General features: G+C 35.8%; 24 protein-coding genes. 10 read left to right on the top strand and 14 right to left on the bottom strand.

The features are described from left to right. Positions 1 to 8 precede the first annotated feature (8 nt). From HCN53_RS05285 to HCN53_RS05275, 3 genes are read right to left on the bottom strand one after another with little or no spacing between them, the layout of a single operon-like run. Positions 9 to 779, bottom strand: a complete 771-nt coding sequence (locus tag HCN53_RS05285; protein ID WP_167342256.1) for a TPM domain-containing protein — start codon at positions 777 to 779, stop codon at positions 9 to 11. After that, positions 779 to 1222, bottom strand: a complete 444-nt coding sequence (locus tag HCN53_RS05280) for a TPM domain-containing protein (RefSeq protein WP_167342255.1) — start codon at positions 1220 to 1222, stop codon at positions 779 to 781. The genes HCN53_RS05285 and HCN53_RS05280 overlap by 1 nt, the downstream gene beginning before the upstream one ends. A 1-nt stretch (position 1223) precedes the next feature. Further along, positions 1224 to 1841, bottom strand: a complete 618-nt coding sequence (locus tag HCN53_RS05275) for a LemA family protein (RefSeq protein ID WP_042277951.1) — start codon at positions 1839 to 1841, stop codon at positions 1224 to 1226. Positions 1842 to 1940: 99 nt separating this feature from the next. Between HCN53_RS05275 and HCN53_RS05270 the strand changes: the two genes are divergently transcribed. Together HCN53_RS05270 and HCN53_RS05265 are read left to right on the top strand one after the other, a co-directional pair. Next, positions 1941 to 2609, top strand: coding sequence for a ZIP family metal transporter (locus HCN53_RS05270; protein ID WP_240919399.1), 669 nt, complete (start codon positions 1941 to 1943; stop codon positions 2607 to 2609). Positions 2610 to 2692: 83 nt separating this feature from the next. Then, positions 2693 to 3175 carry a hypothetical protein gene (locus tag HCN53_RS05265; protein ID WP_167342254.1) on the top strand — a complete coding sequence of 161 codons (483 nt, stop codon included), beginning with the start codon at positions 2693 to 2695 and terminating at the stop codon, positions 3173 to 3175. 21 nt (positions 3176 to 3196) lie between these two features. Here HCN53_RS05265 and prmC read toward each other — a convergent pair whose 3' ends face one another. Both prmC and HCN53_RS05255 read right to left on the bottom strand, forming a co-directional pair. Further along, positions 3197 to 4042 carry a peptide chain release factor N(5)-glutamine methyltransferase gene (gene prmC / locus HCN53_RS05260; protein ID WP_167342253.1) on the bottom strand — a complete coding sequence of 282 codons (846 nt, stop codon included), beginning with the start codon at positions 4040 to 4042 and terminating at the stop codon, positions 3197 to 3199. Positions 4043 to 4049: 7 nt separating this feature from the next. Beyond that, positions 4050 to 4574 (bottom strand): hypothetical protein, encoded by a 525-nt coding sequence (locus HCN53_RS05255; protein WP_085774980.1) that lies wholly within the window; start codon positions 4572 to 4574, stop codon positions 4050 to 4052. A gap of 54 nt (positions 4575 to 4628) precedes the next feature. Between HCN53_RS05255 and HCN53_RS05250 the strand changes: the two genes are divergently transcribed. Then, on the top strand, positions 4629 to 5336 hold the full coding sequence (locus HCN53_RS05250; protein ID WP_167342252.1) for a DUF868 domain-containing protein: 708 nt from the start codon (positions 4629 to 4631) through the stop codon (positions 5334 to 5336). Here HCN53_RS05250 and HCN53_RS05245 read toward each other — a convergent pair. Then, the gene (locus HCN53_RS05245) at positions 5320 to 5781 is read right to left on the bottom strand and encodes a DoxX family membrane protein (RefSeq protein WP_105019335.1); all 462 of its coding nucleotides are present in this window, start codon (positions 5779 to 5781) and stop codon (positions 5320 to 5322) included. The two genes, HCN53_RS05250 and HCN53_RS05245, sit on opposite strands and share 17 nt — an antisense overlap. A 248-nt stretch (positions 5782 to 6029) precedes the next feature. On the opposite strand from HCN53_RS05245, the gene uvrA reads away from it, so the two are divergent. Continuing rightward, complete coding sequence (uvrA, locus tag HCN53_RS05240) at positions 6030 to 8858, top strand: excinuclease ABC subunit UvrA (protein ID WP_167342251.1); 2829 nt, start codon at positions 6030 to 6032, stop codon at positions 8856 to 8858. A 116-nt stretch (positions 8859 to 8974) separates the two neighbouring features. Continuing rightward, positions 8975 to 9607 carry an SDR family oxidoreductase gene (locus tag HCN53_RS05235; protein WP_167342250.1) on the top strand — a complete coding sequence of 211 codons (633 nt, stop codon included), beginning with the start codon at positions 8975 to 8977 and terminating at the stop codon, positions 9605 to 9607. A gap of 56 nt (positions 9608 to 9663) precedes the next feature. Here the strand turns inward: HCN53_RS05235 and HCN53_RS05230 are convergent, their stop codons facing one another. From HCN53_RS05230 to miaB, 8 genes are all read right to left on the bottom strand, one after another. Next, positions 9664 to 11016 carry a M28 family peptidase gene (locus HCN53_RS05230; RefSeq protein ID WP_167342249.1) on the bottom strand — a complete coding sequence of 451 codons (1353 nt, stop codon included), beginning with the start codon at positions 11014 to 11016 and terminating at the stop codon, positions 9664 to 9666. A 78-nt stretch (positions 11017 to 11094) separates the two neighbouring features. Continuing rightward, positions 11095 to 12738 (bottom strand): chaperonin GroEL, encoded by a 1644-nt coding sequence (gene groL, locus HCN53_RS05225; protein WP_042277968.1) that lies wholly within the window; start codon positions 12736 to 12738, stop codon positions 11095 to 11097. Positions 12739 to 12806: 68 nt separating this feature from the next. After that, positions 12807 to 13082: a co-chaperone GroES gene (groES, locus tag HCN53_RS05220; RefSeq protein ID WP_042277970.1), complete on the bottom strand. Its 276-nt coding sequence runs from the start codon at positions 13080 to 13082 to the stop codon at positions 12807 to 12809. A gap of 136 nt (positions 13083 to 13218) precedes the next feature. Then, positions 13219 to 13566, bottom strand: coding sequence for a preprotein translocase subunit SecG (gene secG / locus HCN53_RS05215; protein ID WP_060524504.1), 348 nt, complete (start codon positions 13564 to 13566; stop codon positions 13219 to 13221). After that, positions 13566 to 14405, bottom strand: coding sequence for a hypothetical protein (locus HCN53_RS05210; protein ID WP_167342248.1), 840 nt, complete (start codon positions 14403 to 14405; stop codon positions 13566 to 13568). The genes secG and HCN53_RS05210 overlap by 1 nt, the downstream gene beginning before the upstream one ends. Continuing rightward, a complete protein-coding gene (lptE, locus tag HCN53_RS05205) occupies positions 14399 to 14905 on the bottom strand; it encodes an LPS assembly lipoprotein LptE (RefSeq protein WP_085774974.1) in 507 nt (168 codons plus the stop codon). The genes HCN53_RS05210 and lptE overlap by 7 nt, the downstream gene beginning before the upstream one ends. Beyond that, on the bottom strand, positions 14895 to 16196 hold the full coding sequence (locus HCN53_RS05200; protein ID WP_167342247.1) for a sigma 54-interacting transcriptional regulator: 1302 nt from the start codon (positions 16194 to 16196) through the stop codon (positions 14895 to 14897). Before HCN53_RS05200 ends, lptE begins: the two co-directional genes overlap by 11 nt. Positions 16197 to 16202: 6 nt before the next feature. Beyond that, entirely contained in the window at positions 16203 to 17669 is a 1467-nt protein-coding gene (gene miaB, locus HCN53_RS05195) for a tRNA (N6-isopentenyl adenosine(37)-C2)-methylthiotransferase MiaB (RefSeq protein ID WP_167342246.1), read from the bottom strand. 322 nt (positions 17670 to 17991) lie between these two features. Here miaB and topA point away from each other — a divergent pair, with 322 nt between their 5' ends. The 5 genes from topA to gldM all read left to right on the top strand — a co-directional run bounded on the left by topA (position 17992) and on the right by gldM (position 25448). Further along, entirely contained in the window at positions 17992 to 20490 is a 2499-nt protein-coding gene (gene topA / locus HCN53_RS05190; protein WP_167342245.1) for a type I DNA topoisomerase, read from the top strand. A gap of 2 nt (positions 20491 to 20492) precedes the next feature. Next, positions 20493 to 21653 carry a formimidoylglutamase gene (locus HCN53_RS05185; RefSeq protein WP_167342244.1) on the top strand — a complete coding sequence of 387 codons (1161 nt, stop codon included), beginning with the start codon at positions 20493 to 20495 and terminating at the stop codon, positions 21651 to 21653. A gap of 112 nt (positions 21654 to 21765) precedes the next feature. Continuing rightward, the gene (gldK, locus tag HCN53_RS05180; RefSeq protein ID WP_042277979.1) at positions 21766 to 23136 is read left to right on the top strand and encodes a gliding motility lipoprotein GldK; all 1371 of its coding nucleotides are present in this window, start codon (positions 21766 to 21768) and stop codon (positions 23134 to 23136) included. Positions 23137 to 23192: 56 nt separating this feature from the next. After that, a complete protein-coding gene (gene gldL / locus HCN53_RS05175) occupies positions 23193 to 23858 on the top strand; it encodes a gliding motility protein GldL (protein WP_060524512.1) in 666 nt (221 codons plus the stop codon). 42 nt (positions 23859 to 23900) lie between these two features. Next, positions 23901 to 25448, top strand: coding sequence for a gliding motility protein GldM (gldM, locus tag HCN53_RS05170; RefSeq protein WP_085774970.1), 1548 nt, complete (start codon positions 23901 to 23903; stop codon positions 25446 to 25448). Positions 25449 to 25463 lie beyond the last annotated feature (15 nt).

Here is a 25463-nt window from a genome sequence, read left to right as displayed (position 1 = left end):
GTAGCTAATTACCAGCCACCAGAGGCACCACCACCACCGAAGCTTCCACCGCCAAATCCACCACCGAATCCGCCGCCAAAACCACCGGAAGATCCACCACCAAAACTACCACCAGAATATGAGCCACGTCCCATATTACTTAAAATAATGACATCTAATAAGGAAGTGCCGCCACCACGATTACTGCCATTATTTCCTTTGCGGCTGCTTAATATAATAATGAATAATATAAAAGCTAGTACGATAAAGAATGACCATGGAAAAGGCGCTTTGTTTAAATCTCTGTCTTCTACAAATTCACCATTTAAATATTTAAAAATGGCATCGGTGGCTTGATCCAGTCCTTGATAATAATTACCTCTTTTGAAGTTGGGTACTATAATTCGATTAATAATACGTTCACTTTCTAGGTCTGTCATGCGGTATTCAATGCCGCGTCCTGTATTAATATCAATTTTACGATCGCCATAAGCCATCAGGATAAAAATCCCATTGTCTTTATCTTTTTGTCCTACCTGCCATTTTTCACCCCAGCGAGCTCCTAGTAAAGAGATGTCTTCTCCATTTGTGCTCTCTACAATTGCAATTACAATTTGTGTGCTTGTTGTATCGGCATAGTTGATCAATTTGCGGTCTAGCGCTGTGAACTCCTGCTTGTTGAGTATTTTATAATAATCGTAAACAGCTCGTTGTTCTTTTACTACTGGTTTTTCTGGGATATTAAATTGAGCCTGTAGAAGAACAGGGAATAATACCAATAAGTAAAGTATCCTCTTCATCAAATCGTTCCTTTTGATATTTCGTCACTCAACTCATTGGTATCGTCCACATCCCATGGAAAATATTGTGCTAGTTCCTTACCTATAAGCTCTATACCTTTTATGATTCCTGTTGAGAATTCGCTTTCGCGAAAGCGTGATGCCATCACATCCTTTATTTGATCCCAAAGGTTGCTGGGTACTTTATTATCGATACCCTTATCGCCGATGATGGAGAACTTGTGAGAATCTACAGCAAGATAAATAAGTACGCCATTTTCTTCTTTGGTGTTATCCATTTTGAGTAAATGAAATACTTCTTGAGCCCTGGATATAGCATTTTCACAGGTACTCTCAAGATGTACTCTTATTTCTCCACTGGTTTTATTTTCTGCTCGTCTTATCGCAGCAATAATCTCTTTCTCTTCTTGTGCGGTAAGAAATTCCTCAACGTGGTTGTCCATATTATTCGCCAAATAAGCCTTCTACATCAGGAGCATTTTCTGCACCTTCATCTGCTTGATAATAAGGAGAAGCATCAAAATTAAAGATACCGGCAAGCAGGTTTCCTGGGAAACGTTTGATGCGAGCGTTGTATTGTTTTACAGCACCGTTATAATTGTTACGTTCCACATTAATGCGGTTCTCTGTACGTTCTAATTCATTAATAAGTTCTTTAAACTGCTCGTTTGATTTAAGATCTGGATAATTTTCATAGGTTGCTAATAATCTACCTAAACCTGAACTTACTTGACTTTGTACCTTGGAGAACGCTTGAATTTGTTCACTAGATAAGTTGTCGGCATCTACTTTTATTGAAGTGGCCGCTGCACGAGCTTCAATCACACCGATCAATGTTTCTTGTTCAAATTCGGCATATTTTTTTGCAGTAGCTACGATATTTGGAATTAGGTCATTCCTACGTTGATAACTACTTTCAACATTTGCCCACGCGCCAGAAACGCCTTCGCTTAAATTAATAGTACCATTGTACCAACTGCCTGCCCAAATTGCCATAACGACAACTAAGCCTACAAGACTAATTAAACCTATGCCCAAACAGCCTAAAGATCCTTTTTTCATATTGATTGAATAAATATTAAAGTAAAGTTACGATAACTGTTTTAAGTGCTCAAATGTTTGAGAAGTTAGTTAATTTTGCAAGCTTATTCTAAATAATAGATGATACCAATTTTTCTCCCATTTATAGCTGTAGTATTGGGGTTTTTTGCTGCTATGGCATTAAAAAACATCAATTCTAATAGTATTAAACTGGTACTTGCATTTTCAGGAGCTTTTTTATTGAGCACTACGGTGCATGAATTCTTACCAGAGGTGTTTGAAGATGGAAGTCGCTATGGTGTATACATTGTAATAGGAGTTTTTATTCAAATTATTCTAGAATTTTTTTCAAAAGGAGCCGAGCATGGTCACTTACACATAAATAAAGAAGTTCCTAGTTTTCCTACCGCATTGTTTGTGAGTTTATGTATACATGCTTTCTTAGAAGGTATTCCTTTGAATGCTAGTCAAAGTATGGTGTATGGAATTGCTGTACACAAGATTCCTATTGCTTTTATTTTTTCGAGCTTTTTATTACAACAAGGATATGGCGTATTTAAATCAGCATTGCTAGTATTTATTTTTGCCTTAATGTCACCGCTAGGAACGCTTCTTAATGAATATATCTTATTTGACGATGAATTAGTCACTATCATTAAGGCCATAGTCGCAGGTATTGTTTTACATGTTTCTACTACCTTAATTCTTGAAGCAAGTGAAGCTCATAAATTTAATCTTGCAAAAATGTTGGTAATGATTGTAGGAGCCGCAATGGGATTGTTGTTATAATCAATAGAACTGAAAACTGTATTTTTATTGTCACATCACTCGCGAACAGTGTTGTTCTACTGTAACGAAAACCATTTTGAGTCATGAGATTATTGAAATTCTTATTTGTTGTATCCCTGCTTTGGAATTGTTATTCGTGTTATAGTTATCGCGTGCTTCCTACTCATTATGAAGAATACGGGAAGGAGATTACAACTATTGACGCTTTTGTAATAGGAGACTCATTGAAGCAGGAACTAAAAATAATAAAGGCCTCAGGACTTTTTAATGTAATGTCAGATAGTACTGAAGCTAATGTGGTTCTAAAATTGTATCCACTTAAGAGAACTCCAGTATGCGGTCAACCTTTGACTTTATCCATGATTACCTTGGGCCAAGTGCCTGTATATATGCCAGATTATTATCAATTTAAGTTTGATGAAATAAGGAACAATGAGGTTACTGAAAAGGAATTTACCCTACAAATCACTCAGCGAGTATGGTTTTGGGACATGTTTGTTTTCAATAAAAAATTTGATGAGAAGGCTGGCTTATTATTGAAAAAAGAATACTACCAGAATCAATAGGGACTACTATTGAAATTGATTTTATTTTTTCCAGCATATCATCATACGCCAATTCCCATTATAATCCTTAATCATCTTTGAATCAAACCCTAGTGAACTAGCTAGTTCGTTCATTTCATTTGAAAGATATTGATTAATTTCAAAGTAAACGCGACCTTTTTCTGTAAGTCCATGAAGGGCAAGTTCTAAAATTTTTCTATAGAAAAGTAACGGATTTTCATTTTCCACAAACAATGCGAGATGAGGTTCATATAATAATACATTATTATGGATTTCCTGTTTCTCAACATTCCGTACATAGGGTGGATTACTTACGATGACATCAAATTTGTCAGGTAAATCCGTAGTGGTTAAAATAGATTGTTCTATAAAATGTACCTGAACTTTTAAGTTGGTGGCATTTTGTTTTGCGATTGATAAAGCTTCCTTAGAAACATCCAATAAGGTGACATCACTTGAGATCAGTTCTTTTTTAAGACTTATACCTATACAACCCGTTCCAGTGCCTATATCTATAATTTTTAAAGAAGACTCGTTATTTAAATCATTCACGATGAGCTGCACGAGCTCTTCAGTTTCTGGTCTTGGAATTAAAGTGTTTTCAGTTACCTTAAACTGCCTGCCATAGAAATGTGCTACACCAGTAATATATTGAACAGGAATATCCTGCTTTAACTTTTCAAGCGCTGTAATTAAAGTGCCTTCTTGATTTTTGGTCAGTGGCTCTTGTGATTTTAGTAATATATCAGACCTAGAAAAATCTAATAAATCCTCACAACATATTTTAAAAATGGAATCAATTTCAAAGTCAGGATAATTATTTGACAATGCAATTCTAAATTCGTTTTTTACCTCCTGTAGGTTCATGGTATCCTTATTTACCAGTTCCTTTAAATTGCTGGTCTTTACTAGCAAACAATACGTTGAATGTAGTAAGGCTACCGTAAATACGAGTAATATATTGCTGTAGGTCTATTTTAAGTTGATCGTCTAATTCCTTTGAACTATTAATCTTTTGTTCCATAACACGCAGTCTATCTCTTAACATTACTATTTTATGCCAAAATTTATCGATAGGGATCTCCTTTGATTGTAAATCGGTGTCTTTAGGTTCTAATATCAATTTTCCACCTTTGAACTTATCTGCAAGCGGTACAATTTGACTGGTATCGCTGTAACGTTCAAGAATATATCTTAGTGATTTTTCAACTTCATAAAAACTAACTGTATCAACATCATCTTCACAGGCTTCGATGACTTCAAAATCATCATCTATATCAATAGTTTCAATTCCAGACTTTTGAAAGCTTACCCAATAATGTTTTGAAGTAACATTGGTTACCACACCAAAACCTAATTCATCATGTTCAATTCTAGAGCCTATTCCTAATAATTTCATAAGTAAAAGATATACGTTTAATTTTGCCTGTAAATTGCGCAAAAAATAAGTACTATGAAAAAAATATTGAAGTTTTTATTGAAAGGTTTTATAGGTGTTGTTGCATTATTACTTATTGTTTTTATAGTATTGAAACTTACGTTTAATGAAGAGGTGCCAGAAGGAACCACAGGAAAACCTGCCGATGAATTGGCCATGAAAATGCTGGATGCAATTAATCACAAAGAATTTACTCAAGCTAGTGAATTACATTGGACATTTAGAGGAGTTAATAGATATCGATGGAAATTACAGCAAAATCTAGTTGACGTTTATTGGGATGATTATAGGGTTGCGTATCAAACCAGGTATCCGCAAAGTAGCTTTGCATTTAAAAACGAAGTAAAACTAGAAGGAAAGGAAAGAGAAGAAGCTATAGCCTATGCTGAAAAAAACTTTAATAACGATAGCTTTTGGATGGTAGCGCCTCATAAACTATTTGATGCTGGTGTAAAGCGCTCTGTCGTACAAGTTGATGATAAAGAACAATTATTAGTACAATATTCTAGTGGAGGATCAACGCCAGGCGATGCTTATCTCTGGGAATTGGATGAAAATTACCAACCAGTAGCTTTTAAAATGTGGGTAAGTATAATACCTCTAGATGGAATAAGAGCTACATGGCAAGACTGGGAAATGACAGATGGTGGTTTTCCGCTTTCGCGAAAGCGTAGTCTCTACGGTATTGAAATACCTATAACTCAGGTTAAAGTTGTTCCTTAATCCTTAATAATTCATTCATTTCTTTTTCGGCGATTTGGATGTTTCTATAATCGGCCGATATTCGATTGTATTTAACAGTGAACAGCAACAACGTTTTAACCGCGAGAGAATAAAGAAGAACAATGCCAGCGTCATAATCTTCAAAAAGGAAGAATGTAATTATAAAAATAATTCCTGTCGCAATCGCGCCTATTAAACTACTACGAGTATAAAGTCCCATGGTAATCATAAGGGCAATAAAAAACTCAATCATAGGAACAATCGGGATAAATAATTGCAGCACGGTACTCATGGAGTCTTCACCTAAATATGCTTCTGTGTCTTTAAGATATTGGTTGAAATGAATAATATGATCTAGGGCATGAAAAAGAAGATACAGTCCTAAACCAATACGTAAAATGGTATACAAATAAACTGGAAAATCATTTTTACCGTGGTAGGTCATAGGGGAATTTTTGATAAAATTAAAAGTAAAATTTACTTTAGTTTTAAAACTATATTTTTTTAGATAAAGCCTATTATTATTAGGATGAACGCCTACATTTAATCGAGCGATTTGTGATAAATGTCAAGTTTTTTCACTTATGTTTACTAGATGTAATAAGAATAGAGGCAAAGACTTAACAAGATTTAAACTTAGTTTGAAATAAATTTTAGAGCGGTTTAGGTAACTTCGCGAGATTGACTAAAATTATGGGATATTCAGACGAGATTATTGAAGTAAAAGGAGCTCGAGTTCACAATTTAAAAAACATTGATGTTAACATTCCTAGAGAAAAACTAGTAGTTATTACAGGATTATCAGGTTCTGGAAAATCTTCCCTTGCATTTGACACCATCTATGCCGAAGGTCAAAGACGTTATATTGAAACATTCAGTGCCTATGCCAGGCAATTTTTAGGAGGATTAGAACGACCAGATGTGGATAAAATTGATGGTCTATCACCTGTCATAGCCATTGAACAAAAGACGACTTCAAAAAGCCCACGAAGTACAGTAGGAACGATTACCGAAATTTATGATTTCTTACGCTTGCTCTATGCTAGGGCGAGTGATGCATATTCCTATAACACCGGTAAAAAAATGGTTAGTTATAGCGATGAACAAATCAGGGATTTAATTATTAAGGATTATAAGGACAAACGTATAAACATTCTCGCACCAGTTGTGCGAGCTCGAAAAGGTCACTACAGGGAATTATTTGAACAAATTGCAAAACAAGGATTTGTAAAGGTGCGCACCGATGGTGAAATCGTGGACATAACCAAAGGAATGAAACTAGATCGTTACAAAACTCATGATATTGAAATTGTAATAGACCGCATTCAAGTAGGTGATACAGAACAGGATATTAAACGACTAGATGAGGCTATACGCACAGCTATGTACCATGGAAACGACATTACTATGGTAGTGGCTCATGGAGATAAGGAAGGACGTTTTTTTTCTAGATCACTCATGTGTCCTGAAACTGGTATCTCATATCCAGAGCCAGAACCCAATAACTTCTCTTTTAATTCGCCTAAGGGAGCTTGTCCTACCTGTAACGGTATAGGAACCCTGTATAAGGTTAATGAAGAAAAAATTATTCCCAATCCTAGTCTAAGTATTTCAAAAGGTGGACTAGCTCCTTATCCAGACAATAAGAAGAATTGGATATTTAAACAACTTGAACTTATTGCTAAAAAGTTTGACTTTAAACTTACTGATCCTATTGAGAAACTACCCAAGGAGGCTGTACAAATGATCCTGTATGGCGGCAATGAAAGTCTCGAAGTAAATTCAAAAACACTTGGAGTTTCTCGTAAATACAAGATTGATTTTGAAGGTCTTGCTAATTTTATAGAAGCAACTTATAACAATAACGATAGTGCTGGTTTACAACGATGGGCCAAAGGTTTTATGGATAAAGTAACCTGTCCTACCTGTGAAGGAACACGTTTAAGAAAAGAGTCGCTTTACTTTAGAGTAAATGAAAAATCCATTGCCGATCTGGCAAACATGGATATCGCATTACTGGTAGATTGGTTTGATGATTTAGAGAGTTCGCTTTCGCGAAAGCAAAAACAAATAGCCACTGAATTACTTAAAGAAATTAAAGAAAGATTACAATTTTTACTCGACGTTGGGCTAGACTATTTAAGCTTAAATAGGAGCGCAAAAACATTATCAGGAGGCGAGGCACAACGCATACGACTAGCGACGCAAATAGGTTCACAATTAGTAGGTGTTTTATACATTCTAGACGAGCCTAGTATAGGTTTACATCAGCGAGATAATGAAAAATTAATCAATTCCTTAGAATCACTACGAGATACCGGTAACAGCGTGATAGTCGTGGAGCATGATAAAGATATGATTGAACGTGCCGATCATGTAATAGACATAGGTCCTAGAGCTGGAAAATACGGTGGATCAATAATTAGTCAAGGCAGTCCAAAAGATATTCTTAAATACGATACACTTACTGCACAATATTTAAGCGGTACCAAAGAAATTGAAATACCCCAAACGCGTCGTAAAGGAACTGGTGAAAAATTGGTATTGAAAGGTTGTACAGGTAATAACCTTAAAAATATTTCAGTTGACTTTCCATTAGGCAAAATGATCGTAGTGACGGGAGTTTCTGGAAGTGGAAAATCTACTTTGATTAATGAAACTTTGTATCCGATCTTAAACGCACATTTTTTCAATGGTGTAAAAGTGCCAATGCCTTATAAAAGTATCAAAGGACTTGAACACATTGATAAGGTCATAGATATCAATCAAAGTCCAATTGGTAGAACGCCGCGATCTAATCCAGCTACTTATACTAAAACCTTTGATGAAATAAGATCGCTATTTGCCAAGACTCCTGAAGCGCAAATAAGAGGTTACAAACCAGGTCGTTTTAGTTTTAATGTTGCTGGTGGACGATGTGAGACCTGTAAAGGTGGTGGATTACGAGTAATAGAAATGAACTTTTTACCAGATGTTTATGTGAACTGTGAGACCTGCAACGGAAAACGATTTAACAGAGAAACTCTTGAAATACGCTATAAAGGAAAATCTATAAGCGATGTACTTGAGATGACAATAAATGAGGCAACAGATTTCTTTGAATCTATTCCAAAAATATATCGCAAGTTAAAAACAATTAAAGATGTTGGGTTAGGTTATATAACATTGGGACAACAATCTACGACATTATCTGGTGGTGAGGCGCAACGAATAAAACTGGCTACCGAATTATCAAAAAGAGACACCGGTAATACCTTTTACATTTTAGATGAACCTACTACAGGATTACATTTTGAGGATATAAGAGTACTCATGGATGTGCTGAATAAGTTGGTGGATAAAGGAAATACAGTACTTATTATTGAACATAATATGGATGTTATTAAAATCGCAGATCACCTTATAGATATAGGTCCAGAAGGTGGTCGTGGTGGTGGAGAAGTAGTTACAAAGGGTACTCCTGAACAAGTATCAAAACACAAAACCAGCCATACAGCTAGATTCTTAAAAAAGGAATTATAACTCTTTTAAGAGATCCTTTAGTTAATTTATGACTAACTTCTTAGCTAGATTATAAACTCTAGTTAAGTAGTCTTAAAAGCCCTTGTTTAAAGGACTTTTGTGGTTAATTTCACTATATGGAAAGAATATTAGTAGCAGGTGCAACAGGTACCACAGGAAAACAAGTTATTGAATTATTAAAAAACGATCAATATTTTGAACCAGTAGCAATGGTGCGCAAGCCTGAACAGGTAGATCAGTTTAAAACTAACGGGATTGAAACTGTTTTGGGTGATTTAACTAATGATTTAAGTCATACAACAAACAACATAGATAAGGTGATTTTTGCAGCAGGATCAAAAGGAAAGAATGTTGAAGAAGTTGATAAAAATGGCGCGATTAAATTAATTGACGAAAGTCAAAATGCAACGGTAAAGAAATTTGTGATGCTAAGTTCTATGGGAGCAGACAACCCAGAGCAGGCTTCAGATTTACAAGAGTATCTAAAAGCTAAACAAGCCGCAGATAATTATTTAAAAAATTCAAATTTAAATTACTCAATAGTGAGACCAGGCTCATTAACCGATGATAATTCTAACAATAAAATAGAATTGCAATCCAAGTTAAATAAGCATGGAGAAATTCCAAGAGCTGATGTAGCAAAGGTCTTAGTAAAAGCATTACACGATGATGTAGCAAATAAAGAAACTTTTGAAATAATTAAAGGGGAAACATTAATTACAGATGCGCTAGAACCAGTACAACAATAATATCTCGATAATTGATTTAAACACCCTGAAAATGCAATCATTTTCAGGGTGTTTTTTTATATCTGAATTTTTAATATTTGCCTTTGTCCTTCAACGAAATATTGGAGAATATAAATCCCTGCCGAATATTTTTTTAGGTTAATATTCTCTTGAGACTTTTCTGTAATCCATTCTTGAGCAAATTGACCATTTACATGATACAATCGCAATTGGATTTCAGCTTTTGTGGTGTTGGTTACTAATAAATCTTTGGTTGCTTGGTTATAGCTTACTTGAATGGGCGTTTTTAAACTATTATGTGATAACGTTGTGAAATTAATGCAGTCACTTTCTTCCGTACAGCCTGACTTCGTAATACTAACTTTATAAATACCATCTGTGGTAGGAGTATAGGAGTGACTGGTAGCACCCGAAATTGATAAATTTGTGGAACAATCAATCCACCTATAAGTTGCTGTTGGATCATTTGTAACAGTAAGTGACGAACCTGTGTTTTGAATACTTGAGTCTATGTAATTAAGTCCTGCTTTTGCGGCCATATAAGCGGTACATAGTTTTATGATGTCGGTGCAGTAAGACATATCTAGATTATTAAATCTATCTCTAGTGGTATGGTATTGATTGTTTTGATCGTTCATAGACCATGCTTCACCGATTAGTAAGGCAGTATAATTTTCATCCCAAAATACCTTGTGATCGCTCAAAGGTGTTCCTGGATTAATGACATTGGCGTTTAAATTCCAATTTGTTCCATATTGGTTTAACATTTGTACGATATCATCTTTCATAGCTAGGCTGTTAGCGACATCTCTCACGTCAATATCAAAATCATTATCACCATCACCATCGTATCCTATCATATCTAGATTGAGTACTGCTTTTATATTATCATTTCTGGCTCTTGCTGCTTGTGCATAATTACGTGCTCCTATTAAACCTTGTTCCTCCTCATCCCAAAATGCATATACAATCGTGTTATCCGTACACTGCTGGCTTAATAATTCTGCGATTTCTAAAACAGCGATAGTTCCAGTAGCATTATCGTCTACGCAGTAGTTAGTAACTGTATCATAATGAGCACATATTATATAAATGTCGTTGGGATTAGTAAGACCAGTTTGCGTTGCTATAATGTTAGTTCCTCTAGTGCTGTAATTTATAGTAGTAACATTCAGGTGGGGCAGGGCATTCAATCTTTCAACAAGATAGTCTTTTGCAATATCGTTTTGATTGCTCTCGCGATTAATTATGATTTGCGCATTACCATTTACCGTAGTAGATACTTCACCTGCAAATTCTTGAAGTCGGGTAGTAATTCTATTGGTATCAACTTGATCAATGATGTGTTGAACATTTTGTGATAAGGAAATCCCAGAGCTTATTAAGAATAAGAGAAAAAAAATACGCATATCACAAAGATAAGTTAGCCAATATAAAAAAAGCCATCTCTAGAAGAGATGGCTTTGTGTAATAAAATGGAGAAATGATTACATCATTCCGCCCATTCCTCCTGGCATTCCACCTGGCATTCCAGCGCCACCAGCAGGTGCATCTTCTTTAATTTCTACTAGCGCACATTCTGTTGTAAGAATCATACCACTAACCGATGCAGCATTTTCAAGAGCTACACGCGTTACTTTCTTAGGGTCAATGATACCAGCTTTAAGCATATCAACATATTGATCATTTTTAGCATCATAACCTTGAGCTCCTTTAGATTCAAGAATCTTAGAAACTACAACGCTACCTTCACCACCTGCATTTTCAACGATAGTTCTTAATGGAGCCTCTATAGCTCTAGCTACTATTGAAATACCAGTTTCTTCATCTGTATTAGCGCCTTTAAGCTTAGATAGAACTGATTTAGCTCTTACTAGGGCAACACCACCACCAGCAACAATACCTTCTTCAACAGCTGCTCTTGTTGCATGTAATGCATCATCAACGCGATCTTTCTTCTCCTTCATTTCAACCTCACTTGCAGCACCTACATAAAGTACAGCAACACCACCAGCAAGTTTAGCTAGACGTTCTTGAAGTTTTTCTTTATCATAGTCAGAAGTCGTGTTCTCGATTTGAGATTTAATTTGACCTACACGAGCTTTAATAGCTTCATTATCACCGTTACCATTAACAATTGTAGTGTTATCTTTATCAATATCCACTTTTTCTGCTGTTCCTAGCATGTCAATAGTAGCATTCTCAAGAGTAAATCCTCTTTCCTCGCTAATCACAGTTCCACCTGTTAAGATAGCGATGTCCTCTAGCATAGCTTTACGACGATCACCAAAACCTGGTGCTTTAACTGCAGCTATTTTAAGAGCTCCTCTTAGCTTGTTTACAACTAGGGTAGCAAGTGCTTCACCATCAACATCTTCTGCGATGATAAGTAAAGGTTTTCCAGTTTGAGCTACAGGCTCTAATACTGGCATTAAATCCTTCATGGTAGAAATCTTCTTGTCAAAAAGAAGAATGTAAGGATTCTCTAATTCAGTGGTCATTTTTTCTGAATTAGTTACAAAGTATGGAGATAAGTAACCACGATCAAACTGCATACCTTCAACTACGTCTACATAAGTATCGGTTCCTTTTGCCTCTTCTACTGTGATTACACCTTCTTTTCCTACTTTGCCAAATGCAGTAGCGATTAATTCACCTACAACATCATCATTATTAGCACTGATCGAGGCAACTTGTTTTATTTTATCACCACTATCATCAACTTTCTCTGATTGTTTGTCTAGATCTTTAGTAATCGCCTCAACTGCTTTATCGATACCGCGTTTAAGATCCATAGGATTTGCACCAGCAGCCACATTTTTAAGGCCTTCTTTTACGATAGCTTGTGCAAGTACGGTTGCAGTAGTAGTACCATCACCAGCTAGATCGTTGGTTTTTGATGCTACCTCTTTAACCATTTGAGCACCCATGTTTTCCAGCTCATTTTCTAGCTCGATTTCTTTAGCTACACTTACACCATCTTTAGTTACGACTGGCGCTCCAAATGATTTTCCTATTACTACGTTACGACCCTTTGGTCCTAATGTTACTTTAACAGCATTAGCAAGTGCATCTACACCACGCTTAATACCATCTCTAGCTTCTAAATCAAATTTTATGTCTTTTGCCATGATTGTTTTTTTTGAATTTACGCTTTCGCGAAAGCGTACTTAATTAAAAATTAAATTGAAAGGTTAGATTAAACGATTGCAAGGATGTCGTCCTCTCTCATCATAAGGTAATCAGTACCTTCTAATTTTAGTTCGGTACCGCTATACTTACCGTAAAGAACTGTATCACCTACTTTTACAGTCATCTCATGATCTTTCTTACCATTTCCTACAGCTACTACTTTACCTTGTTGAGGTTTTTCCTTTGCTGTGTCTGGAATGTACAGACCACTTGCTGTTTTTTGTTCAGCCTCCATAGGCTCAATTAAAACTCTGTCTGATAAAGGTTGAATATTTAATCCCATTTTTAAAATGAATTTTTAGTTGTTTTTATGCCTGCCTATATTCTAATAATGTGCCATTTTGTGGTTACTGACAAAATGCCGTAAATAAAAAAATCCAGCTCGTGGAGCTGGATTTTTTGTCAGTTAAAAGAACTGTTTATTCGTTCGTGTCAGTTTCTTGTGTTGTTGCATCACCAGAATCTGATGGTAAAGCAGGAGTTTCTACTTGAGCATCAGGATCGGCAACTTTAATAGTTGACGTACTAGAGCCTTGAAGTTTTGCAGTACTAGCTAATAAAATAAGTACTAGAAGTAACGTTGATAAAACCCAAGTACTGCGGTCTAGGAAATTTCCTGTTTTTTGTACACCACCTAACTGCTGTGTTCCACCGCCGCCAAAGCTTTGTGAAAGTCCACCACCTTTAGGATTTTGAACCATAATTACTACGATAAGTAAAAAGGCAACTAAAATGATAAGACCTGCAAAAATGTAATATGTTGTCATTATGGATTACTTTGTAAATTCTTTATTTCTTGAATTTGGTCTGCAAAGAAACTACTTTTTTCTGGATACTGCAATTTTAAAATTTCATATGCTTTAATTGCTTTCTTATAGTTTTTTTGCGCAAGATAAACTTTGGCTAGAGTTTCAGTCATGAATTGCTCTGGAGCCATATTTTGATCTGCCAGATTTTGAATTTTAGTTTCACTGGCTACTGGTTTAATTTTCTTAGGTTTGGTTTTAAGAAACTTATCAATAATATCCATGGAACGTTGATGAGATTCCTCAACGCTATAACTATTTTCACTTGAAGCGTCTTGGATATCATCTGTTTCTTTAGCAACTGATTTCTCATCACTTCTTTTGATGGGAGAGAGCGATGTGAGCTTGAGCCATTCACTAAAGCTGTAAGCATCACTTTGTTCAAAATTCAGTGTTTGATCAGTATCCTTTTTAACAAATAAGTCATCATCTGTTACATTGGTAAAATCGCTGTTTTCATTAAAATCTTCTTGAACAACGTTAAACTCTTCTACTTCAATTTCTAACGAATTAAGCTGCTCTTGTTGCCTTTTGATCTCAGTACTTATTCTATTTTGAATAAAACTTTTGGAAGTAATATAATCAAAAAGAACAGCGCGGTCCGAGGTATGCGCGGCCGTTCTTTGAAGTTCCTGATTGTATGAAGGGCTATTTTCTAATTTTAAACCTTTAAGAAATACAGATCTTAAACTTTGAAAGTACGGGTACTTTTCTAGTGTAGTTTGAATGTCTCCTAAATCGTTTAATGAAAGCTCGTCAGGAGTGGCAATCAAAGTATGTAAACGATCCTTGGTTACCATGAAGTAAGTGTTTCATTCACGATATCTTGTGTGATCTGTGTAAATATCACATCGAGAGCTTCATCTAAAGCACTACCATTAAGTAAAACATTTGCAGGGTAGTCATAGAAGAAGCTAAATTTTTTCTCAAAGCTTTGCTCTTCATCCTTGGTGTTAGTAAATCTTACATTTACTTCTATAGTTAGCCTATTTTGACTCGCAGTATTGTTTGCGGTTGCAGTCATAGGAGCGATGTAGTACCTGGTGATTTCACCTTGGTAAATGTAGTCACCACCGCTGTTGACAATACTTAACCTTGTTTGATCCTGAATTAAATCTTGTAAATTAAGCGTGAAAGTACGCTCGATACCAGGTTCAATAGGGTCCAGGTTACCAAAAAAATCTACCTGAAAAGTGTTGACATTATCAGGAATGGAAGTTTGATTGAACCCATATTTAATACCGCAGCTGGTAACCAAGAGAAGGGTTACTACTAAAAAGGTTATTTTCTTAAAGGTCATACTGCTTAATTTTTCGGTATAAGGTGCGTTCTGAAATTCCTAAATCTTCTGCGGCTGCTTTGCGTTTTCCCTTGTGACGTTCAAGAGATTTTTTAATTAATTCAATTTCCTTTTCCTCTAAGCTTAAAGATTCTTCTTCTTCAATTTCTTGAGCAAAATCATACCTGTCTGATACAGATGAAGCTATGGAAGATTGAGGTTGATATTCTACAGGTAATTTATCCTCATGAAAAGAATCTTCATTGGTTATTTCATAGGCATTATCAATAACTTCTTCATAGTCTGTACTAGAATCATTATTGTTGCCATAAATGCGTTGAATTAAACCAGAATTCTCTTCTGACACATCTTTCATGTTACCGCTAGCCATCAAATCGTGAGTGAGCTTTTTAAGATCATTTAAATCATTTTTCATATCAAACAGCACTTTGTAAAGTATTTCACGCTCGTTTGCAAAATCACTGTCGGCTTTTTTGTTTTCTCCTACCACGGCAGGTAAATGAGTCCCAGTGTCTGGTAGATAATTACGTAAGGTAGCTACATTGATATTACGTTCCTGTTCAAGAACGCTTATTTGCTCGGCAATGTTGCGTAATTGTCTGATATTTCCACTCCACCTGTAATTGGTTAATAAGCGTACTGCGTCCTCATCTAATCTGATAGTTGGCATTTTGTACTTGGTGGCAAAATCACTAGCAAATTTTCTAAATAACAAATGAATATCACCTTTACGCTCGCGTAATGGTGGTAAGTGAATTTCTACTGTACTTAATCGGTAATACAGATCTTCTCTGAATTTCCCTTTCTCGATAGCTTCAAACATTTTGACGTTTGTGGCTGCTACAATCCTAACATCAGTCTTTTGAACTTTTGAGGATCCTACTTTTAGAAACTCACCATTTTCTAGAACTCGCAACAATCTTACTTGTGTAGGTAGTGGTAATTCACCTACTTCATCTAAGAATATGGTTCCGCCATCGGCGACTTCAAAATAACCAGATCTTGTTTGTGTAGCTCCAGTAAAAGCGCCTTTTTCATGCCCAAAAAGTTCAGAGTCTATGGTTCCTTCTGGGATTGCACCACAGTTTACGGCTATATATTTGGCGTGTTTTCTAAAGGATTGAGAATGTATAATTCTAGGAATACTTTCTTTACCAACACCGCTTTCTCCCGTTACTAATACTGAAATATCAGTAGGAGCAACTTGCAGGGATTTTTGAATAGCACGATTAAAACTAGGGTCGTTACCGATTAACTCAAATCTTTGTTTTATAGCTTGTATCCCTTCCATAAACTATTATTTAATCGTGATTGGGCCTGTCATATCACTATATCCAACAGCTTCACCTATAAGAGTTGCGCTAGTGCAGTTTGTTATTTTGACCATTACAAAATCGCCAACCTTAAAATTACCTTTTGGAAAAACGGTCATGTAATTTTGAGAGTTGCGTCCTGCCCAATGTTGATCAGATCGCTTAGACTCTTTTTCAATAAGTACCTCTACAGTCTTTCCTACAAAGTATTGAGCTCTTTCTAGACCAGTACGACGTTGTACATCGATTATCTCTGATAAACGTCTTTTCTTTACTTCTTCCGGAACATCATCTTCCATTTTTCTTGCAGCCATAGTACCAGGTCTCTCACTATATGCAAACATGAAACCATAGTCATACTTTACATATTCCATAAGGCTTAAAGTGTCTTGATGATCTTCTTCGGTCTCAGTTGGGAATCCAGCGATCATATCTTGAGAAATTGCGCAATCCTCAATAATGTCATGAATACGATCAATTAAATCCATGTATTCTTGACGGGTATGCAGTCGATTCATTTCTTTTAATATACGATCACTTCCTGACTGTACAGGTAAGTGTATATAATTACAAATATTACGATGTGCTGCCATAGCATGGAGAACATCATCACTAATATCTTGTGGATTGCTTGTAGAAAAGCGTACTCTTAAATTAGGTTGAGCCTTAGCAACTATATGCAGAAGTTTGGCAAAATCTACTGCAGTCGCCTGTGCCATTGGGCTAGCTTTTTTAAAATCTTTCTTAAGACCACCGCCATACCACAAATACGAATCAACGTTTTGTCCTAGAAGAGTTACTTCCTTAAAACCTTTGTTTACCAAATCTTGAATTTCTTCTAAGATAGATTGAGGATCACGACTACGTTCACGTCCTCTTGTAAAAGGAACCACACAAAAAGTACACATGTTATCGCAACCTCTAGTTATGGATACAAATGCAGTGACACCATTACTATGTAATCTTACAGGAGCAACATCACCATAGGTTTCTTCTTTAGATAAAATTACATTAACTGCATCACGACCTTCATCGATTTCTGCTACAAGATTTGGAAGGTCTTTATAGGCATCTGGTCCTACAACCATGTCTACAATTTTCTCTTCTTCAAGAAATTTAGATTTAAGTCTTTCTGCCATACAGCCTAGAACCCCAACTTTCATGTTTGGATTTTCGCGCTCTTTTACTCGATTAAATTTCTCTAATCTTTTACGAACTGTTTGTTCTGCTTTCTCACGAATGGAGCAAGTGTTAACCAGAACTAGGTCTGCTTCTTCAAGAGTGTTAGTAGTGTTAAAACCTTCTTTAGCCAAGATTGATGCAACAATCTCACTATCTGAGAAATTCATTTGACAACCGTAGCTCTCTATGTATAACTTACGGCCATTCTCTTTTTTATCATTTAATTGAACAGTAGTTCCTTGCTTTTCTTCTTCAATTACTTTTTCCATCGTCTCCTTAGTATTTCACCTTTTTTAGGTGGTGCAAAGATAGTTTGTTTTTTTGGTTTAATGACAATCTGTCACCTTAACATTCTAACAGATAGTTATGCTCTTTCTAAGGAAAAGGTTCAAAAGTTGGTTTGCCTATTAATAACCTAAAAAGAATACTACGAACAGGGAGAATTATCTTTGATTATTTGGTTTAAAAGAATATTTAAAGGTAAAATACTGAATAATAGATTTTTATAATTCTAAAAAATATTGGTTTAACAATTATTTAGACTCTCTAATTATTTTAACTATAACTTTGCATTTCAAATTTCAAAACTTAATGGCAAAAAATCTTGTAATAGTAGAGTCGCCTGCCAAGGCAAAAACTATTGAAAAATTTCTAGGAAAAGATTTCAAAGTAGCATCTAGTTTTGGTCACATTGCTGACCTTCCTGCCAAGGAATTAGGTGTTAATGTCGATAAAGATTTTACACCTAAATATATTGTTTCTAGTGATAAAAAAGATCTGGTTAAAAAGCTTAAAAAATTAGCTGCCGATTGCGAAATTGTTTGGTTAGCGAGTGATGAAGATCGAGAAGGAGAAGCTATTGCATGGCACCTTGCTGAACAACTAGATCTCAAAAAAGAAAAAACAAAACGTATTGTGTTTAATGCGATCACTAAAAGCGCTGTTCAAAAGGCAATTGATAATCCTAGAACGATAGATTATGATCTTGTAAATGCTCAACAGGCTAGACGAGTGCTAGACCGTATAGTAGGATATGAGATTTCTCCTATATTATGGAGAAAGGTCAAAGGTGGTGCAAGTGCTGGTCGTGTGCAAAGTGTGGCAGTTCGATTAATAGTAGAACGCGAGGATGAAATCTTGAAGTTTAATTCAACAAACTTCTTTAGGGTTGATGCGGAATTCCTTTCAAAAGAAGGTAAGCTAGTCAAAGCAAAATTACCAAGTTCACTTGATTCTACTAAGGAAGCAGAGGAGTTTTTAGAATCCAATAAAGGAGCTACTTTTAAGGTTTCAAATCTAACCAAAAAGCCAGCTAGTAAATCTCCAGCGCCACCATTTACTACATCAACATTACAGCAAGAGGCTTCAAGGAAATTATACTTCAATGTAAGTCGTACCATGCAACTTGCACAACGATTGTATGAAGCTGGATTGATTACTTATATGAGAACCGACTCGGTTAACTTAAGTAATGAAGCAAAAAACGGTGCCAAGGAGGAAATAAATAAGGCATACGGAGATAAATACCATAAAGAGCGTAATTATAAAGGAAAGTCTAAAGGAGCTCAAGAGGCTCACGAGGCTATAAGGCCAACTGATTTTGCAGTCCATAGTGCAGGAGCCGATAGAGATCAAATCAGATTATACGAGCTCATATGGAAAAGAGCTATAGCCAGCCAGATGAGTGATGCTAAACTTGAAAGAACCAACGTTTCTATAAGTGCTAGTACTCACGATAAAGAATTCACTGCAAATGGTGAAATCGTAAAATTCGAAGGTTTTTTAAAAGTATACCTAGAAGGAACTGATGATGAAGACCTAGAACAAGAAGGACTGTTACCAGATTTAACCGTTGGAGATGTTTTAGATTCAAAGTCTATAACTGCTACCGAGCGTTTCTCACGACCACCATACCGTTACACGGAAGCTTCATTGGTTAAAAAACTAGAAGAATTAGGTATCGGTAGACCTTCTACATACGCACCTACAATTACGACCATTCAAAATCGTAAGTATATTGAAAAAGGTCAAGACACAGGAGAAGAAAGATCTTACAAACAATTCACTTTGGTTAATGAAGAAGTTCAGATTCAAGAATTAACTGAAAAAACTGGATCAAATAAAGGTAAAATGATTCCTACTGATGTAGGAAGAGTTGTGAATGACTTCTTAGTAGAGCATTTTGGTGATATCTTAGATTATAATTTTACAGCCAAAGTAGAAGAGTCTTTCGATAACATCGCCGAAGGGAAAGAAGAATGGACTGATATGATGCAGTCTTTCTATAAAGACTTTCATCCAAAAGTTAAGGACGTAGCAGAAAATGCCGAACGAGAAGTAGGTGAACGTATCCTAGGAACACATCCTGAAAGCGGTAAACCTATAAGTGTTCGATTAGGAAGGTTTGGAGCTATGGCTCAAATAGGTACTGTAGAGGATGAAGAGAAGCCTCAGTTTGCTAGCTTACTGCCTTCTCAAAATCTATCGACGATTACTTTAGAGGAAGCTTTAGAGCTATTTAAACTTCCTAGAACTTTGGGTGAATACAATGGGCATCCTGTTGAAGTTAATCAAGGGCGATATGGTCCATATGTTAAATTCAACGGTAAAACATTTGTTTCCTTGGAGAAAACAGATGATCCTATGAGTATATCACTAGATCGTGCTATGGAGCTTATAGAAGAAAAAGAAAAGGCCGATGCTCCAATTTATGAATATGACGGCCAACCGGTTACTAAAGGAGTTGGTAGATTTGGTCCATTTATAAAATGGAGTGGTATGTTTATTTCAGTAAACAAAAAGTACGACTTTGATAACCTGTCTAATTCAGATATTGAAACTTTAATTAAAGATAAGATTCAAAAGGAAAAAGACAAGCTGATAGTTGATTGGGAAGAAGAAGGCATAAGAATTGAAAAGGCTCGATGGGGTAGGCATAATATCATTAAAGGTAAGACTAAGGTGGAACTAGCAAAAACTATCGATCCGTTAAGTATTACTCTAGAAAAAGCTCAAGAATTAATTGCAAAAAAAGCTCCTAAAAAGAAAACAACTAAGAAAAAAACCACTCGTAAGAGTACTAAAAAATAAACATGTCTCTGGATTTTTTAAACCCAGTTCATGAGCTTGCGGTGGCTCATGCAATGTTGCAACCACCAGCCACTTTAGGACAAACAATAAAAATTCATACAGAGCAAGATGGTATGCCAGACTTGCAAAATGTGGATTTGGTGATCATCGGTCTGTTAGAAAACCGTAAGGATAATAATGCCTTGATTCAAGTTAAAACCTTGGATCATATTAGAAGAAAGCTGTACGAATTGTATCCAGGAAACTGGACATCAACCATAGCCGATTTAGGAGATGTTTTTCCTGGTGAAACTGTTGAAGATACCTATTTCGTGGTAAGACAGCTTACCGAATTTTTTCTCTTAAGAAAAATTATACCTATATACATTGGTGGTAGTCAAGATCTTATGTATCCTATGTATCGAGCATTTGATGAGCATTATACAATGATTAATGCGTTGAATGTTGATTGTAGGTTTGACTTAGGCGATATCAATGCGCCCATTACCTCACGCAATTACGTTGGTAAAATGGTGACGGAACAACCCTATAATTTATTCAATTATACCAACCTTGGTTTTCAAACCTATTTCAATTCGCAAGACGAAATTGAGTTGTTGCAACGCATGTATTTTGAAGCAGATCGATTAGGTGCGTTGGATCAGGATATCACCTTGGCAGAGCCTCATATGAGAGATGCAGACTTGGTAGGTATCGATTTACAATCGGTTCGTAGTGGTGATCTCGCTTTCGCGAAAGCGAACCCTAATGGATTTAATGGTAAGCAAATTTGCAGTCTTTCCAGGTACGCTGGAATTAGTGATAGGTTAAAAGTATTTGGTGTTTTTGAGACTGTTCTGGAGGCAATAGATACACCTGCGCAGTTGGTAGCAGAGATAGTTTGGTATTTTATCGAAGGTTACAATTATCGCAGCGGTGAGTATCCATTGAATATCGATGATAATGTATTAAAGTATCAGGTACCTGTTGAGGACGAGATACTTATATTTTACAAGAGTAGTAATACTGGGCGCTGGTGGATAGAAATACCTTTTATTCAAGGAGTCAATAATAAATTAAAACAACATACGTTATTACCTTGTTCTTATAAAGATTATCAAGAAGCTTGCAATCAACATCTTCCTGATAAATGGTTAAGAGCTAGGAAGAAAAACGAATTTTAGCAACATTTTATCGATAGTTTCTTTAAATTAATCATAAAAAAAAGTTGTGGAATTATAAATAAAATAATAGGTTTACGGCCTTAAATCTCATAAAGATAACTTAAGATACCTTATGAAAAAGTTTTTTGTCCTTATAGCAGTGGCAGTTTTTGTAGCTAGTTGTGGAAAAGGAGACCGCGGAATGGTAGTAGGTGCCAAAGGAAAGAAATGGCATCCTGAAAAGCCTTATGGTATGACGCTTATACCAGGTGGTGCGTTTATAATGGGTAAAAGTGATGATGATATCGCTGCTACTAGAAATGCGCCAGCTAAAACTGTTACAGTACCATCTTTCTACATGGATGAAACTGAGATTACAAACGCAGAATACCGTCAGTTTACAAACTGGGTACGTGATTCTATTTTTAGAACAAATCTAGCTATTATGGCAGATGAAAATGGTGCTACTCCTGGTGATGATGGAATAGGGGAATTTGCCTTTCTTGATGGTGAAGAAGGAGAGCTTACTCCTTGGGAGCAATACCTACAAGATAACTACGTAGGTCTTGGTCCAACAGGATATGAAGGAAGAAAGTTAAATCGTGATGTTGATCTTATTTGGGATACAGAGGAGATTCCAGACGAATTTTATGCTGAGGTTTATGACAATTTCCTAATCCCTTACGAGGAAGCTTATAATGGAGAACGTACTATCGATACGGACAAATTACAGTTTATGTACACAGAGTACGATGTAGAAGCAGTTGCTCGTAATCGTGACAAATCTAAATCTAGAAAAGACTTTATAACTCAAGAGCCAGTTCCTGTATATCCAGACACTACAGTATGGATTAGAGATTTTAACTATAGTTACAATGAGCCAATGCACAATGATTACTATTATCATGAAGCTTATAGTAATTATCCTGTAGTAGGAGTAAACTGGAAACAAGCTAAGGCGTTCTGTCAATGGAGAACACTTTATCACAATGGGTATAGAAAGCAACGTAATCTAGAAAGAGTATTTGAGTACCGTTTACCAAGTGAGGCAGAATGGGAATATGCTGCTCGTGGTGGATTAGAAGGAGCTACTTATCCATGGGGTGGTCCTTATGCAAAAAATGATAGAGGTTGTTTCCTTGCTAACTTCAAGCCATTAAGAGGTGATTACGCAGCAGATCAAGCGGTTTATACGGTAGAAGCAGATGCTTATGAACCAAATGATTACAACTTATATAACATGTCAGGTAATGTATCAGAATGGGTGAATTCTTCATATGAGCCAGGAGCTTATGAATTTATGAGTTCATTATCGCCTGTAGTAAATGATAAAGAAAATAAACGTAAAGGTGTTAGAGGTGGATCTTGGAAGGATGTATCATACTTCTTACAAGTAGGAACTCGTGACTACGAATATCAGGATAGTGCAAGAAGTTTTATTGGTTTCCGTACGGTACAAACGTATCAAGGTACTGATATAACTCTTAATGCAGCTACTAACTAATACCCCTTAATTAATTAAATCTTAACTTAACAACTTAACTAAACACTTATTTAAAAATGGCACAGTCTAAAACAACTAAGAAATTATTTAACATGGCTTACGGTATCGGAGCCTCAATTGTAATTATCGGTGCATTATTCAAAATTCTTCACTGGGAAATTCCATTAGGTGGTGGAGCTAAAATTGGTGGTGGTACCTTACTTGCTATTGGTCTGATTACTGAAGCTTTAATTTTCTTTATATCTGCTTTTGAACCTGTAGAAGATGATCTTGATTGGTCACTTGTTTATCCAGAATTAGCTGGTGGTCAAGCAGTTGGTGGGAAAAAGAAAAAAGTAGAAGAGCCTAAAGATGCACAAGGTCTTTTATCAAAAAAATTAGATGAAATGCTTAAGGAGGCTAAACTTGATTCTGAACTTATGTCTAGTTTAGGAGACAGCATCCGTAGCTTTAAAGGTGCAGCAGAAGGTATTAAGCCAACTACTGAGGCTATGACTTCTACTAAAAAGTATTCTGAGGAAATGGCTCTTGCAGCTGCTCAAATGGAATCTTTAAACAGTCTTTACAAAGTACAAGTAGAGAGCGGTGCTAAACAAGCTGAAGCTAATCAAGCAATCGCTGAAAACGCTACTAAACTTCAAGAGCAAATGGCTGGACTAGCTAATAACTTATCTTCATTGAACAGTGTGTATGGTAACATGCTTGGAGCAATGAAAGCATAATTAGTTCGCTTAATTAATTTAACAACAACTAATTAAAAAGTTATGGCAGGAGGAAAACAGTCCCCAAGACAGAAGATGATTAACCTGATGTATCTGGTTTTCATCGCGATGCTTGCTCTTAATATGAGTAAGGAAGTTCTTAATGCATTTGGTCTATTAAATGCAAACATAGAAGAAAGCAATGTTGCTGCGACAGCAAAAAATAGTAATGCTATGAGTGGTCTAGCACAATTAGCTAGTGACCAGCCTGAAAAATATGCTCCACTTAAAGCAAAGGCAGATAAAGTAGATCAATTATCTACTGAATACTATCAATATCTTCAAAATATTAAAGAAGAAATGGAAGGTTCGGTTGAGGATGCTACGGATTATCAGGTTATGGATAAGGCAGACTTTCTTGATCAGAAGTTCTTTGTAGGTGATAAATTACGCCCTGAAGGAGAAGAATTTTTATCTAGAATGACAGAATATCGTGACAACATGAAACAAGTTGTTGCAGATAATGCAGAGTTAAAAAGTGAATTAGATAATAAATTCACACCTAATGCTGAAACTAATCGTGATGGTAAAGAAGTTGAATACATGGACTATCACTATAAAGGTTTTCCATTAATTGCTTCAATTGCTAAGATTACATTATTGCAAAGTCAGGTTAAGAATATTGAATCTGAAGTTTTAAGTAAATTAACAACTGGCGCTCTTAAGGAAGAAGTGAGTATGAATAAGTATACTACTCTTATGGAGACTCCTAAAGCTGCTTACTACAATGGAGAGACTTTTGATGGTCAAATTGTTTTAGGAAGAAAGGATGCTACATTAAAGCCTAAAAGAGTTGAGCTGAAATTAGATGGTAGAACGTTATCTGAAAATCAATACGCCATTGAGGATGGTCGTGTTGTACTAAAAGTTGGTGCAGGTTCGGTTGGTGATCACAAAATCACAGGTCAGTTGATATTTGAACAAGATGGTGAGGACTTACCTGTTGATGTTGAACAATCTTTTGCTACTATTGCTAAGCCTAATTCGGCAACTATATCTGCTGATAAAATGAATGTAGTATATCGTGGTGTAGATAACCCAATGACCATTACTTTTGCAGGAGTTCAAAGTGGTAATGTTAATGCATCTGCTCCTGGTTTAAGAAAGCAAAGTGGTTCTAGTTATATCATGAGTCCTGGTGCTGGTAAAGAAGTTAAGATTAATGTTACTGGTAAATTATCTACTGGTGAAACAGTTTCTGATTCTAAAACTTTCCGTATCAAAAACTTACCAAGACCTACAGGTATGGTAGCAGGTGAATACGACGATGTTAAAAAAGGACGTCAACAGCTTGCTATATCTGATGTTGACGCTAAGTTCTTAAACTTTGACTTTGAATTAAAGCCTAGAGTTACAAGTTTTATATTTAAAGTACCTGGCCAGCCTGCTATACCAGTAAGTGGTAATAGATTAAATGGTGCTGCAAAAAGTGCTTTAAATAGAGCTCGTAAGGGTGATATCGTTCAATTTGCTAAAATTAAAGCTGCTATTCCTGGAGTTAAGGTAAACCTTCCAGGTGTATCAAGTGTAGCTGTTGAACTTACAAACTAATAAATTAATAGTATC

The organism is Nonlabens sp. SY33080, from assembly GCF_011784885.1.
GTDB classification, from domain to species: domain Bacteria; phylum Bacteroidota; class Bacteroidia; order Flavobacteriales; family Flavobacteriaceae; genus Nonlabens; species Nonlabens tegetincola.
This window is presented reverse-complemented; position numbering and strand designations above follow the sequence as displayed.

Bases quoted from the DNA above. Each gene is read 5' to 3' on its own strand.
- HCN53_RS05285 (WP_167342256.1), bottom strand. From the start codon at position 779: ATGAAGAGGATACTTTACTTATTGGTATTATTCCCTGTTCTTCTACAG.
- HCN53_RS05280 (WP_167342255.1), bottom strand. From the start codon at position 1,222: ATGGACAACCACGTTGAGGAATTTCTTACCGCACAAGAAGAGAAAGAG.
- HCN53_RS05275 (WP_042277951.1), bottom strand. From the start codon at position 1,841: ATGAAAAAAGGATCTTTAGGCTGTTTGGGCATAGGTTTAATTAGTCTT.
- HCN53_RS05270 (WP_240919399.1), top strand. From the start codon at position 1,941: ATGATACCAATTTTTCTCCCATTTATAGCTGTAGTATTGGGGTTTTTT.
- HCN53_RS05265 (WP_167342254.1), top strand. From the start codon at position 2,693: ATGAGATTATTGAAATTCTTATTTGTTGTATCCCTGCTTTGGAATTGT.
- prmC (WP_167342253.1), bottom strand. From the start codon at position 4,042: ATGAACCTACAGGAGGTAAAAAACGAATTTAGAATTGCATTGTCAAAT.
- HCN53_RS05255 (WP_085774980.1), bottom strand. From the start codon at position 4,574: ATGAAATTATTAGGAATAGGCTCTAGAATTGAACATGATGAATTAGGT.
- HCN53_RS05250 (WP_167342252.1), top strand. From the start codon at position 4,629: ATGAAAAAAATATTGAAGTTTTTATTGAAAGGTTTTATAGGTGTTGTT.
- HCN53_RS05245 (WP_105019335.1), bottom strand. From the start codon at position 5,781: ATGACCTACCACGGTAAAAATGATTTTCCAGTTTATTTGTATACCATT.
- uvrA (WP_167342251.1), top strand. From the start codon at position 6,030: ATGGGATATTCAGACGAGATTATTGAAGTAAAAGGAGCTCGAGTTCAC.
- HCN53_RS05235 (WP_167342250.1), top strand. From the start codon at position 8,975: ATGGAAAGAATATTAGTAGCAGGTGCAACAGGTACCACAGGAAAACAA.
- HCN53_RS05230 (WP_167342249.1), bottom strand. From the start codon at position 11,016: ATGCGTATTTTTTTTCTCTTATTCTTAATAAGCTCTGGGATTTCCTTA.
- groL (WP_042277968.1), bottom strand. From the start codon at position 12,738: ATGGCAAAAGACATAAAATTTGATTTAGAAGCTAGAGATGGTATTAAG.
- groES (WP_042277970.1), bottom strand. From the start codon at position 13,082: ATGGGATTAAATATTCAACCTTTATCAGACAGAGTTTTAATTGAGCCT.
- secG (WP_060524504.1), bottom strand. From the start codon at position 13,566: ATGACAACATATTACATTTTTGCAGGTCTTATCATTTTAGTTGCCTTT.
- HCN53_RS05210 (WP_167342248.1), bottom strand. From the start codon at position 14,405: ATGGTAACCAAGGATCGTTTACATACTTTGATTGCCACTCCTGACGAG.
- lptE (WP_085774974.1), bottom strand. From the start codon at position 14,905: ATGACCTTTAAGAAAATAACCTTTTTAGTAGTAACCCTTCTCTTGGTT.
- HCN53_RS05200 (WP_167342247.1), bottom strand. From the start codon at position 16,196: ATGGAAGGGATACAAGCTATAAAACAAAGATTTGAGTTAATCGGTAAC.
- miaB (WP_167342246.1), bottom strand. From the start codon at position 17,669: ATGGAAAAAGTAATTGAAGAAGAAAAGCAAGGAACTACTGTTCAATTA.
- topA (WP_167342245.1), top strand. From the start codon at position 17,992: ATGGCAAAAAATCTTGTAATAGTAGAGTCGCCTGCCAAGGCAAAAACT.
- HCN53_RS05185 (WP_167342244.1), top strand. From the start codon at position 20,493: ATGTCTCTGGATTTTTTAAACCCAGTTCATGAGCTTGCGGTGGCTCAT.
- gldK (WP_042277979.1), top strand. From the start codon at position 21,766: ATGAAAAAGTTTTTTGTCCTTATAGCAGTGGCAGTTTTTGTAGCTAGT.
- gldL (WP_060524512.1), top strand. From the start codon at position 23,193: ATGGCACAGTCTAAAACAACTAAGAAATTATTTAACATGGCTTACGGT.
- gldM (WP_085774970.1), top strand. From the start codon at position 23,901: ATGGCAGGAGGAAAACAGTCCCCAAGACAGAAGATGATTAACCTGATG.